The sequence below is a fragment of the Prodigiosinella aquatilis genome (assembly GCA_030388725.1).
Lineage (GTDB): Bacteria > Pseudomonadota > Gammaproteobacteria > Enterobacterales > Enterobacteriaceae > Prodigiosinella > Prodigiosinella aquatilis.
The window spans coordinates 4877293-4891507 of sequence record CP128857.1; the positions used below are offsets into that span (position 1 = coordinate 4877293).

Annotated in this window: 10 protein-coding genes; 1 reads left to right on the plus strand and 9 read right to left on the minus strand. The window is 52.0% G+C overall.

Annotated elements, in window-relative coordinates:
* Window positions 1–98 precede the first annotated feature (98 nt).
* Entirely contained in the window at window positions 99–1115 is a 1017-nt protein-coding gene (locus tag PCO85_22705) for a 1-aminocyclopropane-1-carboxylate deaminase (GenBank protein ID WJV53893.1), read from the plus strand.
* 177 nt (window positions 1116–1292) lie between these two features.
* On the opposite strand, the gene PCO85_22710 is transcribed toward PCO85_22705, so the two are convergent.
* The 9 genes from PCO85_22710 to PCO85_22750 all read right to left on the minus strand — a co-directional run bounded on the left by PCO85_22710 (window position 1293) and on the right by PCO85_22750 (window position 14206).
* Complete coding sequence (locus PCO85_22710; GenBank protein ID WJV53894.1) at window positions 1293–2222, minus strand: LysR family transcriptional regulator; 930 nt, start codon at window positions 2220–2222, stop codon at window positions 1293–1295.
* Window positions 2223–2312: 90 nt separating this feature from the next.
* Entirely contained in the window at window positions 2313–3743 is a 1431-nt protein-coding gene (locus tag PCO85_22715) for a M20 family metallopeptidase (protein ID WJV53895.1), read from the minus strand.
* Between the two features lie 132 nt (window positions 3744–3875).
* Window positions 3876–4736 carry an ATP-binding cassette domain-containing protein gene (locus tag PCO85_22720; GenBank protein ID WJV56184.1) on the minus strand — a complete coding sequence of 287 codons (861 nt, stop codon included), beginning with the start codon at window positions 4734–4736 and terminating at the stop codon, window positions 3876–3878.
* Between the two features lie 26 nt (window positions 4737–4762).
* Complete coding sequence (locus PCO85_22725) at window positions 4763–5752, minus strand: ABC transporter ATP-binding protein (GenBank protein ID WJV53896.1); 990 nt, start codon at window positions 5750–5752, stop codon at window positions 4763–4765.
* A gap of 10 nt (window positions 5753–5762) precedes the next feature.
* Complete coding sequence (locus PCO85_22730) at window positions 5763–6683, minus strand: ABC transporter permease (protein WJV53897.1); 921 nt, start codon at window positions 6681–6683, stop codon at window positions 5763–5765.
* A gap of 9 nt (window positions 6684–6692) precedes the next feature.
* Complete coding sequence (locus tag PCO85_22735; GenBank protein ID WJV53898.1) at window positions 6693–7610, minus strand: ABC transporter permease; 918 nt, start codon at window positions 7608–7610, stop codon at window positions 6693–6695.
* A gap of 60 nt (window positions 7611–7670) precedes the next feature.
* Window positions 7671–9203, minus strand: coding sequence for an ABC transporter substrate-binding protein (locus tag PCO85_22740; protein WJV53899.1), 1533 nt, complete (start codon window positions 9201–9203; stop codon window positions 7671–7673).
* 448 nt (window positions 9204–9651) lie between these two features.
* Complete coding sequence (locus tag PCO85_22745; GenBank protein ID WJV53900.1) at window positions 9652–11040, minus strand: efflux transporter outer membrane subunit; 1389 nt, start codon at window positions 11038–11040, stop codon at window positions 9652–9654.
* Window positions 11041–11068: 28 nt separating this feature from the next.
* Window positions 11069–14206 (minus strand): efflux RND transporter permease subunit, encoded by a 3138-nt coding sequence (locus PCO85_22750; protein WJV53901.1) that lies wholly within the window; start codon window positions 14204–14206, stop codon window positions 11069–11071.
* Between the last annotated feature and the right edge of the window lie 9 nt (window positions 14207–14215).

The window sequence follows — 14215 nt, forward strand, 5'->3', positions numbered from 1 at the left end:
CATTACCGGTAATATTATCGGCATGGGATGACGGTATTTCCCAGTGGAATATTGACAACCTGCAACCACTTTCATTCATTATTTACCGGAGCATGATTATGAATCTGGAGAAATTTCCGCGTTATCCATTAACTTTTGGACCGTCCCCTATCACACTAATGAAAAGGCTCAGCGAATATTTAGGTGGGGATGTAGAAATATATGCCAAACGTGAAGATTGTAATAGTGGCCTGGCATTTGGCGGGAATAAAACGCGCAAACTGGAATATCTTATTCCTGAAGCATTAGAACAAGGTTGTGATACGTTGGTTTCTATCGGTGGTATTCAATCGAATCAGACGCGACAAGTCGCGGCGGTTGCCGCTCATTTGGGAATGAAATGTATATTAGTGCAAGAAAACTGGGTTAATTATACCGACGCTGTTTATGACCGCGTGGGTAATATTGAATTATCGCGCATTATGGGCGCCGATGTTCGTCTGGACGCCGCCGGTTTTGATATTGGCATCCGGGAAAGCTGGAAAAACGCCATGGAAGAAGCGGCACAGAACGGGGGTAAACCGTTCCCCATTCCGGCTGGATGTTCTGAACATCCTTACGGTGGTCTGGGCTTCGTGGGTTTTGCGGAAGAAGTCCGCCAGCAGGAAAAAGCACTAGGCTTCAAATTTGACTACATTGTTGTGTGCTCAGTCACCGGCAGTACCCAGGCTGGGATGGTGGTTGGGTTTGCCGCTGATGGTCGTTCACGCAACGTTATTGGAATTGATGCGTCGGCAAAACCAGAAAAGACCAGAAAGCAAATCCTGAGAATTGCGCAGAATACGGCGAGTCTGGTTGAATTGGGCCGCGAAATAACCGAAGAGGATATTGTGCTTGATACCCGCTATGGTGGGCCTGAATATGGCTTGCCCAATGAGGGAACGCTGGAAGCCATACGTTTATGTGCTCGCATGGAAGGTGTAATGACCGACCCGGTGTATGAAGGCAAATCCATGCAGGGCATGATTGATATGATCCGTAATGGGGAGTTCCCGAAAGGATCGAAAGTGCTCTATGCACATCTGGGAGGAGCCCCCGCCCTGAGCGCTTATAGTTATATCTTCCGTAATGGCTGATACCCAGCTATCTTTTTGAAATCTATCGAATACAAAACGTATCGGGCAGCGAATGAGTAGACACCCATTCGCTGCCCGATAGCGGAAAGTACAACATCAGATTTCGCGAACATTGCGCCATATTTCCTTCTAAACCTCACAACACCAGTAAACGATATTTATGTCAACGCTGCACCATCAGTGTTGAAAGTGATAATCCTGTCGAAACAATGCATCCTGACTCACCAGCTCCTGGTGTAAAAAATCAAAAAAATAGTTGAGCACTACCGTTGCCGGCTTGCTGACCTCAGTCTGGATTTGCAAGGTTCGTTGACCCAGTGGTTCCATATTGACTGACTTCACCTGTAAACCATCACGCCGGGCACTATATAACACCGAGAAATGACTGCATATGGCGATAGCCTGTGGTGTATTGAGCAAAAAAGCATATAGGGTTGAAAAGTGATTGCAGGTAAACACGGGATCAATGAAAACACCACTCATGCGACAGGAAAGATCAAACAGTTGTCGGACCGTCGCCGTCTGGTCGGGTAGTACGACCGGGAAAGCATTCAGATCGGCCATTTGAAAATCTCGGGAGGCCAGCGGATGATCCGCCTTCATAACTGCCATAAACGGAGCAGGAAATGAAGCGATGACCTTAACACCATGCTCTGGTGCCAGACTAAACTTCAACGCCACATCACACTCACCATTGCGAACCAGCTCAGGAATCTGTCTGGCGTTGCCTACCGTCAGCACAAAATTGACCTTGGTATGCTGTTGTCGGAATTTCGCCATCATTGTCGGCAAAAGGTTGAAGGCTATTCCGTCAGTACAAACAACCCGAATGGTCGTCTGACGGGACGATTTCAGTCCCTCAATTTCAGCCATGGCCAACTGCATGTCCGCAACGCTGCGGCGAACATGATTCTCCAGGATATGTCCGGCATCGTTAAGTACCATGCCCCGGGCATGCCGCTCGAATAAGGGAGCCCCCATGCGAGCTTCCAAACGCTGGATTTGCCTGCTGATAGCTGAAATAGCGACAAACAACTGCTGACTGGCGGCACTCAACGAACCGGTACTCGCCACGGCCATAAAATAACGAATTTCATTGCTATGCATTAGCGCCTCCGCTGGTGTTTAACGATAGCGTCATCCGCTTTCTCTGGTTCTCCGTACCTGAAGACACAAAAAGTACGGAGGTGATCAGCATCATCCTCCTAACCGGGCGGCTTGCATTGGTAAACGCATCCTGACGATATCAGCACCCTGTTCAGTTAGATCCCAGAACAGGCCCGTCATGATTTTGAGCGCCTCAAGCGTGATATCAGCCAGAATATGTTCGTTTGGTGCATGCTGTGAGCAGGCGGGATAGGAGTGTGGAACCCACAATGTCGGTAATCCTAATGTTTCTGAAAAACAGGCATTGGGCAGTCCGCCGCCAAAATTAGGCAATACCGCCACCGTGGTACCAACCGAATGCGTAATCGACATCACGCCCCATTCAACCCACGGGTCGCAGAGATCCAGCCGGGTTGCCTTGTAGCAGTTGACATCATTCATGATTTCCACATCCTCAAAACCGTTGGCATCAAGGTGTCGACGAATGTGTTGCGTAAAATTCCCCACATCACTCCCCACCACATAACGCATATGGCAATGTGCTTTGGCCTGTGGCGGAATAGCGTGCGCCGGCTTGTCGGGATTCCCGGTCACAAATGCCAGTATGTCCAGTGTATTCCAACCATAGAGCTTCTCGGCGGCCGTTAAACCAGGCTCTCCCCAGCCAGAATCAACGGCCGGGTCCATCGGCCCGCTACCCAATTCGATCTCTGCTAGCATCCGGCGTAAGTTGTCAGAGAGAGCGGGCGGACGCAGACCCGGTATCAGAATGCGGCCATGATCATCCACCAAACAGGCGATGGCATGCGCCAGTCGGATCCCCGGATTGCTCAGCAACCCACCCCAGTTACCTGAATGGTGTGCCCCGTCACGTAAATTCAGTTTCAGGTCAAAGTTAAACACTCCACGGGATCCCAGAAACAGCGTTGGCTGGGAAGCACTGACCCGTGGACCATCCGACGCAATAAACAAATCAGCGCTAAGCCAGTCACGATACTGCTCACAAATTTCATTCAGTCCTGGAGAACCGACTTCTTCGCCCATTTCCAGAATAATTTTCACGTTGTAACCCAATTGGCCACGTCGTGCTTTCAGTACCTGCTCCAGCGCCGCCAGATTGATAGTATGCTGACCTTTATTATCAGCCGTTCCACGCCCATACCAGACGTTACCGTTCTGAACGATTTCCCAGGGCAATAATCCATCCCGCCATTGTTCATCATATCCCTGGACCACATCACCATGACCATAAGTCAACAGCGTCAATTCAGCCAGCGGCTCAATTCGCCGCGCGAGTAAAAAAGGACAGCTCTTGCTGACCGGATTTTCCACAATCAGGCATTCGAATGACATCGCCTGCAACACCGGTATCATCTCATCCGTCAGGTAGGACATCAGAATAGGCTCGGCGTCGGGATTCTGGCTTTCCGTACGGAAAGCCACTCTGCGCGCCAGCGTTTCCCGGAATTTGCCTGAACCAAAATAATCCACCGTCGCTTGTATGGTTTCTTCACGCGTCATAGTCAACCGGTCCTTTTTTATCGGTATATTCATCAAGGTAAGCATCCGTCCCAGAGGAACCGCGACCTGTCTGTCTCCGCCTGTTCCTTCGGCATGCTATCGTTATCGCCACATTATTCGTGTCTGGTTTAGTTAATAGGGTTCAATATCAGGAATACCCAGCCCCGGCTCTGGCGTCAGCACAGAAGCCAGCAGCGTTCGAGTGTAAGGGTGCTTCGGTGAGTGAAAAATCTGCTCACGTGTTCCTTGTTCAACAATGGCTCCCCGCTGCATCACCGCTACATGATCAACCAGATGTTCCACCACCGACAGATTGTGGCTGATAAGCAGGTAAGTAAGACCAAACTCCCGTTTAAGCGCCAGGAGCAGATTCAGAATTTGAGCCTGAACAGAAACATCCAGCGCGGATGTCGGTTCATCGCAGATCAAAATGTCGGGCCGCATAATTAGCGCCCGGGCGATCGCCACTCGCTGGCGCTGTCCGCCGGAAAGCTGACCTGGGTACTGACTGTGCGTCCGGGCTGGCATCCCCACCACATCCAGCATCTCCCTGACCTGTTTTTTTCGTTCATCTGCGGTACCGATACGATGAAGACGCAGCGCGACTTCCACAATATCCGCAACGGTTCGCCGCGGATTAAGGGATGAATAAGGGTCCTGAAAGATAGGCTGTATGTGGGAGGTCATCTCCTTACGGTTCCCGGCATCAATCTCGCGGCCTTCTATCAGCACATTGCCGGATGTCGGGTGAAGCAATCCCAGCAGCATTTTAGCCAGCGTGCTTTTTCCACACCCTGATTCCCCCACCAGACCCAATGTTTCCCCGCGACGAACCCGCAAAGAAACATTATCCACAGCCCTGATTTCTCCCTGCCGAGAAAACAGGCCGCGATTCAACCGGAAAACTCGGGTTAACGCACACAACTCCAGCGCAATATCATCATTGCCTGGAATGTGTGTTGGCAGCGTAGAAAGTGGCGAATCATGATTCATACCGACATGTTGGGTCACTTGACTGTTCATGCCACCTCCACCGAGGTTAACGCCTGAACGCAACAAACCCCATGATGAGGTGTCACCTGAACATAAGGCGTATCCTGATGACATGCTTCGCAACAATGGGGACAGCGATTACTGAATGCGCACCCCTGTTGCACACCGACCAGACTGGGAACCACACCAGGTATCGCCTTCAACGGCTGGCCAGGTACGGTTTTGCCCTGTACCGGAATACAATCAAGCAGTGCTTTGGTGTATGGATGCTGTGGATGGTTGAACAGCGCCATAACCGGTGCGGTTTCAACAATCTGTCCGGCATACATCACCGCAACCCGATCAGCAATCCGCGCCACCACACCCAAATCATGGGTGATAAAAATCACCGCAGTGCCAAGCTCCTGCTGTAGTTCGCGCAACATACGCAGAATCTGCGCCTGAATTGTCACATCCAGCGCGGTGGTCGGCTCATCGGCGATAATCAGATCCGGTTCACACATCAGCGCCATCGCAATCATGATACGTTGCCGCAAACCGCCGGAAAGTTGATGTGGATACTGATTCAAACGAGCGGACGCCATTGGAATGCCGGCCCGTTCCATCAGATAGACCGCTCTGTCCCGGGCTACCGCCAACGAAACCTTGCGATGCGCCCGCAGGGTTTCACATAACTGATTACCCAGCGTAAAAGAGGGGTTCAGCGACGTCATCGGCTCCTGAAAAATCATCGACATCTGATCGCCGCGCAGCGCCATGATGTCGCGTTTTTTCAGCGACTGTAATTCCATTCCCTTAAAACGAATATAATCGGCGGATCGCGCCGCTTTACGGGGGAGAAGGTCCATTAACGCCAGCGAGGTCATGGATTTACCGCATCCCGACTCACCAACCAGACACAGCATCTCACCGCGGTTTACCGTAAAATCAAGGCCGCGAACGGCATGCAAAGTTCCCCGCGGTGTTGGCAGATCGACCCGCAGGTTTTTCACATCCAGCAAAATGTCATTATTCATGGCCATGTCCTCAGTTGCGTCCATCCAGCGCGGTGATATCACGCAGTCCATCTCCCACCAGATTAATTCCCAGCACCAGGACCGCCAATACACCCCCCGGAATCAGAATCACCCAGGGCTGAAAGAACATATATGTCTTACCTTCGGCGATCATCAGTCCCCACGACGGCATTGGTGGCTGCACACCCAATCCAAGGAATGAAAGCGTTGCTTCCAGCAGAATCGCATGAGCAATCTCCAGTGTGGCCACCACCGTCAGCGGACCAAGCAAGTTAGGCAGAATTTCGCATAGCATGATGAACAACGAAGACGCCCCCAGCGTTTTGGCGGCGGCAATAAACTCGGCCTCACGTAACTGTCGGGTGACAGAACGGGAAACAATCAGGAAACGGTCCCACAGCAATAATCCCAGCAGCAAAATCACGACTTTTACCGATCCCCCCACCAGCGAAGCGGTAGCCAGTGCCACCAGTATTAGCGGCATAGACAGACGAACCGTAAGGATATAGCTCACCACCACATCAACCCGCCCACCAAAATACCCGGCAAGAATGCCCAACGTCACACCGATAAACCCGGAGACAACAACGGCAATCAAACCGATAGTGAGTGAAACCCGTGCCCCGTACAGCAAGCGGCTCAGGTAATCACGCCCCAGCTTGTCCGTCCCCAGTACATGTTCCCAACTCCCTTTTTCATGCCATATCGGTGGAATCAGACGCTGACTGACATCCTGAGCATAGGGATCGTGCTGCGCGATCAAGGGGGCAAAAACAGCCGCCAGTACAATGGTCCCAATAATCATCAGGCCCAGCGTCATACTATGGTGTCCAAGCAGACGTCTTAACCACCGCCGCCAGAGAGTAGGTTCAGGAGACAATCCCGACGTAACGACCGATGCTGTGTTCGCCAACGTTGCAGACGTTTTCATGGACGCTCCTTATTGGGTTCGTAAACGCGGATCTAACGCCGCATTAAGGACATCCGCCAAAAATGTCAGCCCGATATAAAACACGGAAATAATCAACACAATGGCCTGCACCACTGGAAAATCATTACGAGAAATAGAGTCCCAGGCCAGTTGCCCCAGCCCTTGTAGTGCGAAGATAGATTCAATCACCACCGATCCCCCCAACATAAAACCCAGTTCAACCGTCGCCAGTGCCACCACCGGAATGATGGCATTACGTAAACCATGTTTAACGATAACCTTGAATGAACTCAGCCCTTTTGCCCGCGCGGTACGGATATAATCCGCACCCAACACATCCAGCATGCCAGAGCGAGTCATACGCATCAGCGATGGCATGGCGTAATATCCCAGTGCTACCGCCGGTAATACAAAATTCCGCCAACTGCTGTTCCCTGCCACAGGTAGCCATTTCAACCCGACGGCAAATACCAGGATGAGGATCAGAGCAAACCAGAAATTCGGCATCGCCTGACCGATCACAGAAATGAAAATGGAACATCTGTCGACCCAGGTATCACGGAAGACCGCGGCCAGCACCCCCAGAGGGATCGCCACCACCAGTGCCAGCAACAGAGAAACCACACCGAGCTTGAGTGTGATGGGCATCCTCTGCTCAATCAGTTCCATGACCGTATTTTCAAAATAGAAAGAGTGCCCGAAATCGAGATGCAACGCCGCCCACATCCAGTGCATAAACTGTGTGGTTAACGGTTGATCCAATCCGTATTGCACACGAATACGCTCCACCACTTCAGAAGATGCATCCGGGCCGGCAATAGCTGCCGCCAAATCGCCAGAAAGGTGCAAAAGAGAGAAACTGACCACCGCGACGGTAAGCAACACCGCCAGCGCAACCAGAAGCCGATGTAAGATATAGAGAATCATGAACAGTTCCTTATTCTCATCAGATACCTGCGGGAATCGATGCCGATCCCCGGTCGCGTTTTACTTCCAACTGGACATCACAAAACGCGGCAGTTCATCCGGCCAGCTATCAAAGTTCAGATCGGCGGTATATGCATAATTTGTCGAATAGGAAAACAGAGGCGCCAGATAAGCCTGGGAGGAAATTCGGCCCAGCGCCTTCGCATACATGGCGCTGCGCTGCTGCGGATCGATAGTTTCATCAGCCTTTTCCAGCATGCTGGTCAGTTCGGCATCCTTCCAGATATCGTCACCTTTGCCACCAAAATAAGGTGAGGTAAAGGCTGAAGCATCGTTGATGGAAAAAGAGCCCCAGGTGCGCATCGCCATCGGTGCCTTGCCAGAAATCAGATCCGCCGCCAGTACCGTATATTTCACATAATGCAGCCTGGCGCGGATACCCACCTTACGTAAATCGCCAATGATCGCCTCGGCGTAATCCCGATCACGATAAGCCCAGATATCTGTATCAAAACCATTGGGATATCCCGCTTCTGCCAGTAGCTGCCGGACTTTTTCCGGGTTGTATTCATACTTAATGACATCGCTGGTGTTACATGCGGTTTGCGCATAGAAACAGGCGGAATAAACGGGCCGACTGCCGCCGCGAACCAGATTATCGACAATAGCCTTGCGGTTAATGGCATAGTTCACCGCTTGACGGACGCGCAGATCTTTAAAAGGCTTACCTTCTGGTCCGTTAGCGTGAATATTCAATGCCAGAAAACCGACTCGCATGGTTTCGCCGCTCTTCACTGTGATGTTTGGCATGGCCGCCAGCGAAGCCATCTGGTCGGCAGGCACCCGCCAGATCCAGTCAACCTGTCCGGTCATCAGTTGAGCCAGCCGGGTTTCCGGATCGCTGATTGCCACAAATACCAGTTTTCCGATTTTGGGCTGCCCAACCGGGCTGTCCTTAAAGTAATGGGTATTCTTTTCCATCGTGATGCCTTGCCCCGGTATCACTTTGGTAATTTTATAGGGGCCAGTGCCAACAGGCGCTTTACTGAAACCAGATAATTTAACCCGTTGATAATATTTAGCAGGATAGATTGGTGTCGGACCAGACAGATATTCCAGTGCCGCCGGGAAAGGTTTTTTAAGGTGGAGTTTTACCGTGTAATCATCAATTTTCTCGGTGTTCTTAATCCAGTCAACACTCTGTGGCATAACCGAGGCAGTATTATCACCCGCAATATTATTGAATGTATAAACGACATCGTCAGCCGTAAAGTCATCACCGTTATGGAATTTAACGCCTTTACGTAAATGCAGGACCAGTGTTAAGGGGGATTCCCATTTCCATGATGAAGCCAATTCTGGAAGATATTTACCGGTTTCAGGATCACGATAAATCAACGTATCCCATACCAGGTGGGCAATAATTACCCCTTCTCGCAGGTTATTATGATAAGGGCTAACATTATCCACCTCACTGTCCGAGGCATAAACTAAAGTATCATTCTGTTTTCCCGCATAGCTATATGCAGCAAAGCCCATCAGTAATGCGGATAAAGCATATTTCCTTATTTGTCTTGCCAGGGAGCCAGTCATGTTATTCTCCGTACCATCAATGAATAAGCCATACCCTATGGGTTGCAAGACTGAAGCCAATCGATGATTTATATCCTTACTGATTTTAGGCAATAGGTTTCTCAAAATAAGAAACCATAGTCGCGGCATGCTTTATTTATCAACTCCGCGTAAAAAATTAAATCTCAATTTAATTGATATAAGAATTACTTTCCGATAAAAGTACAATTGCAGTGCACCCTAAACATTAAGATGCACTATTTAAAAGCAATGGGATATTATTAACTTTGGAAGTCAAATTATTTAGAGAATATTATATAAAATAGCCAGAGAAACCCGACCTGAACGATGGTTAACCTATTATTTTCTCTTTATTACAGCGTTAATCACAGCCGACAATCCTTTGTAATATGAAAGACGTGGCGGCGCCGGCCTAATCGTAGCCGACGCCGCGTTGTGCAGAGAGTTCTTAGTCTGCTTTCCAGCCTCCACCCAGCACCTTATACAGCGTGATCTGCTGGTTCAGTTCGTTGAGTCGAGTCGTGATCTGACTCTGTTGGGCCTGATATAGTGAACGTTGGGCAACCAGCACATTCAGGTAATTGTCCACGCCAGCGCGAAAACGCATCTGGGACATATCGTAGTTACGCTGGTTAGCGTTGGTATCCTGAATTCGCGCGGTCAATTCGTCCTTATAGGTAGCCCGTCCAGCCAGCGCATCTGAAACCTCCTTGAACGCTGTCTGAATGGTCTTCTCATAGTTGGCCACATCGATCCGCTTTGATACCTTGGCAATATCCAGATTAGCGCGGTTCTTGCCGCCGTCGAAAATCGGCACGCTGATACTGGGCACGAACGACCAGGCCGCGGTGCCGCCTTCCAGCAGATGACCCAAGCTCGACGAGGCCGAACCGCCGGACGCCGTCAGGCTAATGGTAGGGAAGAACGCCGCACGCGCCGCGCCGATATTGGCATTGGCCGCTTTAAGGGTATGTTCGGCAGCGACGATATCCGGCCGGCGGGTCAACAGCTCCGACGGCAGGCCGACTGGCAGATCCGGGAAGTGCCAGTCACGGTCCAGCCGTGCCTGTTTCACCAAACCGGCGGGCAATTCAGTTCCCAGCAACAACCGCAGCGCGTCGGCGTCTTGACGCACCTGCCTGGCATATTGCGCCACATCGGCTTCAGCGCTTCTGACAGTGGTTTCGGCCTGCGCCAAATCCTGCTCGGTGCTGGCCCCATTGTCGTAGCTCCTCTTGGTCAGTTCGTAGGAGGCGCGTTGGCTATCGACGGTCTGGTGTGCCAGGCGCAGCAAATCGCTGTCGGCGCATAACGTCATATAGTCTGAAGCGACCTCTGCCATCAGACTGATACGCGTGGCTTTGGCCGTTGCCTCGGTGGACAGATAGGTTTCCAGCGCCTGGTCGCGCAAGCTACGCACTCGGCCGAAGAAGTCCAGCTCCCATGATGTCACGCCCAGATTGGCCTCATACTGTTGATAGGTCGTCGGTCCGGTGCTCTGGGTGCTGTACAGATTACCAGGCACGTGCGCCGAGGTCATATCGGCTCCAGCACTCACTGTCGGCATGAGTGCTGCGCGCTCGACGCGAAATTGAGCCTGGTCGCTTTCGACATTCAGCGCCGCCACCCGTAAGTCGCGATTATTGTCTAGCGCCAACTGGATCAGTTGACGCAACTCTGGCTCGGTAAAAAATTGCCGCCAACCTAAATCCGACGCGCTAGTGCCGCCATTGATGGTGCTTTCCCAATAGTGGTTAGTGACCGGTAGCGCTGGTCGTTTATATTCAGGCTGCAGGCTGCAACCGGTAATAGTCAGTGCCAGAAGCGCCGGGATCATCACGTTCCGCGCGTATGTCTTACTGTGATCAATCATGTTGTTGCACCTCGGTGGCCGGCGTTTTGGTCCGTCGGCGGTCAAACAGGCGCACCACGACAACATAAAACATCGGTACAAAGAAAATGGCCAGGAAGGTAGCGGTGATCATACCACCAGCAACAGCGGTGCCGATCGAGTGCTGACTGCCGGCGCCGGCGCCGTGGGAAATGGTCAGCGGTAGTACCCCGAGCACGAATGCCATTGAAGTCATGATGATGGGCCGGATACGCAGACGTGCAGCATCAATAGCGGCCTCGACGATATCTTTGCCGTCCCGCTCATGTAATTCCTTGGCGAATTCGACGATCAGAATGGCGTTCTTGGCCGCAAGTCCGACGGTGGTCAGCAGACCCACCTGGAAAAATACATCATTAGACAGTCCGCGCAGCAACACCGCGCCGATGGTACCGAGTACCCCAAGTGGCACTACCAGCAATACCGAGAACGGAATCGACCAGCTCTCATACAGCGCAGCCAGACACAGAAACACCATCAGCACCGAAAGAGTATATAGCGCGGTAGTCTGAGAACCGGCACTCTGCTCCTCATAGGACAAGCCATGCCATTGGACACGGAAACCTTTAGGCAGTTTGGCGGCAATTTCATCCACCGCTTTCACCGCATCGCCGGAACTGTAGCCAGCCGCAGGCGACCCCATGATATTTACCGCCGACAGGCCGTTGAAGCGCTCAAAGCGAGGCGAACCATACCCCCATTTACCACTACCGAACGCCGAGTACGGCACCATCTGGTTGCTGCTGTTACGGAAGTACCACTGATTAAGATCCTCCGGCGTAACACGCGAAGTGGCTTTACCTTGTAGATAGACGTCCTTGACTCGTCCTTGGTACATGAACTGGTTAACATAGCTGGAGCCCCAGGCAGTGGACAGTGTGTCATTGATATCCTCCAGGCTGAGCCCAAGCGCACGAGCTCGCTCGTCATCGATCACCAGGTGGTATTCCGGCTCATCCGCCATACCATTGTGGCGAACCATGGACAACCGAGGATCCTGACGGGCCAGCGATAGGAACTGATTCATCTCGGCCACCAGTGCATCATGCCCCTGACTGTTAGTATCCTGGAGATAAAAATCGAAGCCGGTGGCGTTGCCAAGCTCCATCACTGCCGGCGGTACGAGCGCGATGACCTGACCCTGTTTCAACGTGGCGAAATGTTGCATGACGCGCCCCGCCAGCGCCTGGACGCTTTGGCTAGCTTTGGGGCGCTCGCTCCAGTCTTTAAGACGCACGAAAGCCATAGCGCTGTTCTGACCGCGGCCGGCGAAGCTAAAGCCGTTGGCAGCAAATACCGAGCTAACGATATCCTTCTCATCGGTCAGCAGATAGTCCTTGATTTTTTGCACGACTTGCTGAGTACGCTCGGCAGAAGCATTGGCCGGAAGGCTAACCTGAATCATCAAAGTAGCCTGGTCTTCATCAGGTAGAAATGTCGTTGGCACGCGAGTGAATAGGTAGCCGGTGACCCCGACGATCATCAAATACACCAGTAAGAACAGTGAGCGTTTATTGATGACATGGCCAACACCACGGGTATAACTCACCGTCCCACGAACAAACATGCGGTTAAAGGCACCGGCGAAGCCGGTGGTGGCTCGCTCACCGGCCGATGGTTTGAGTATTGTGGCGCACAATGCTGGGGTGAAGATCAGCGCCATCAACACAGATAGTGCCATCGCCGATACGATGGTTATGGAGAACTGACGGTAAATGATACCGGTGGAGCCGCTGAAGAACGCCATCGGCACCAGCACCGCTGACAGCACCATGGCGATGCCGAATAGAGCCCCTTGAATCTGCTGCATCGATTTGATAGTGGCTTCCTTCGGCCCCAATTTCTCATAGTGCATCACTCGTTCAACGTTCTCCACTACCACTATGGCGTCATCTACCAGCAAGCCTATCGCCAGCACCATGCCGAACATGGTGAGTGTGTTGATGGAGTAACCGCACGCAAACAGTATGCCGAAAGTGCCGAGCAGTACAACCGGCACCACCATGGTGGTGACCAGCGTAGCACGCAGATTCTGCAGGAACAGCAGCATCACCATGAACACCAACACAATGGCTTCCAATAGCGTCTTAACCACTTCCTCAATTGAGGCGCTGACCACCGGCGAGGTATCGTACGGAAATTCAATCTTCACACCTTCCGGCAAAGAAGACTCAAGGCCGTGGAGGGTGGCACGCACCGCATTGGCGGTGTCGAGCAAGTTAGCTCCGCTCGCGAGACGCAGTGCGATACCGGTGGAGGGCTTGCCGTCAAAAGTGGAAGAAATACTGTAACTTTTCGGCCCGAGATCGACCGCCGCAACATCCTTGAGCCGCACCTGTGACCCGTCGCTGTTGACCTTCAGCAGGATATTTTGGAATTGCTGCACTGTTTCCAGCCGGGTTTTGCCAATAATGGTGGCGCTGAATTTAGCGTTTTTCACTGTCGGTAAACCACCCAGTGCGCCCGAGGACACCTGGACGTTTTGCTGCGAAATGGCGGTGCTAATGTCGCTTGGTACCAATGAATACTTATACAGTTTGGCCGGGTCCAGCCAGATACGCATGGCGTATTCCGCCCCCATAACCAGAAAGTCGCCCACCCCCTTGGTACGCACGATGGGATCTTCCAGTTTGGAGACCAAAAGGTTGCCCAGGTCAGCGTCAGTCATTTTACCGTCGGTGGAAATCAAGCTAACGACCATCATGAAGTTGGACTGGTATTTCGCTACCCGGATACCCTGTTCTGTGGCTTCGGTCGGCAACTGCGATTCCGCCAGAGACACTTTGTTCTGCACCTGCACTTGGGCGATATCCGGATCGGTGCCCTGATCGAAGGTAACAATAATGCTAGCGCTGCCATCGCTATTGCTGTTGGATTCAATGTAGCGCAGATTGTCAATACCGTTGAGTTGCTGTTCTATCACCTGCACTACGGTTTTTTGTACTGTCTCGGCGCTAGCCCCTGGATAGGTTACCGACACCTGAATCGCCGGCGGCGCGATGTTTGGGTACTGGTTGATCGGAAGATTGAGGATAGAGAGCCCCCCCGCCAGCATCACTACAATGGCGATCACCCAGGCGAAAATTGGGCGTTCGATAAAGAACTTTGACATCGATAGCCC

Bases quoted from the DNA above. Each gene is read 5' to 3' on its own strand.
- PCO85_22720 (WJV56184.1), bottom strand. From the start codon at position 4,736: ATGAATCATGATTCGCCACTTTCTACGCTGCCAACACACATTCCAGGC.
- PCO85_22705 (WJV53893.1), top strand. From the start codon at position 99: ATGAATCTGGAGAAATTTCCGCGTTATCCATTAACTTTTGGACCGTCC.
- PCO85_22715 (WJV53895.1), bottom strand. From the start codon at position 3,743: ATGACGCGTGAAGAAACCATACAAGCGACGGTGGATTATTTTGGTTCA.
- PCO85_22730 (WJV53897.1), bottom strand. From the start codon at position 6,683: ATGAAAACGTCTGCAACGTTGGCGAACACAGCATCGGTCGTTACGTCG.
- PCO85_22735 (WJV53898.1), bottom strand. From the start codon at position 7,610: ATGATTCTCTATATCTTACATCGGCTTCTGGTTGCGCTGGCGGTGTTG.
- PCO85_22710 (WJV53894.1), bottom strand. From the start codon at position 2,222: ATGCATAGCAATGAAATTCGTTATTTTATGGCCGTGGCGAGTACCGGT.
- PCO85_22745 (WJV53900.1), bottom strand. From the start codon at position 11,040: ATGATCCCGGCGCTTCTGGCACTGACTATTACCGGTTGCAGCCTGCAG.
- PCO85_22740 (WJV53899.1), bottom strand. From the start codon at position 9,203: ATGACTGGCTCCCTGGCAAGACAAATAAGGAAATATGCTTTATCCGCA.
- PCO85_22750 (WJV53901.1), bottom strand. From the start codon at position 14,206: ATGTCAAAGTTCTTTATCGAACGCCCAATTTTCGCCTGGGTGATCGCC.
- PCO85_22725 (WJV53896.1), bottom strand. From the start codon at position 5,752: ATGAATAATGACATTTTGCTGGATGTGAAAAACCTGCGGGTCGATCTG.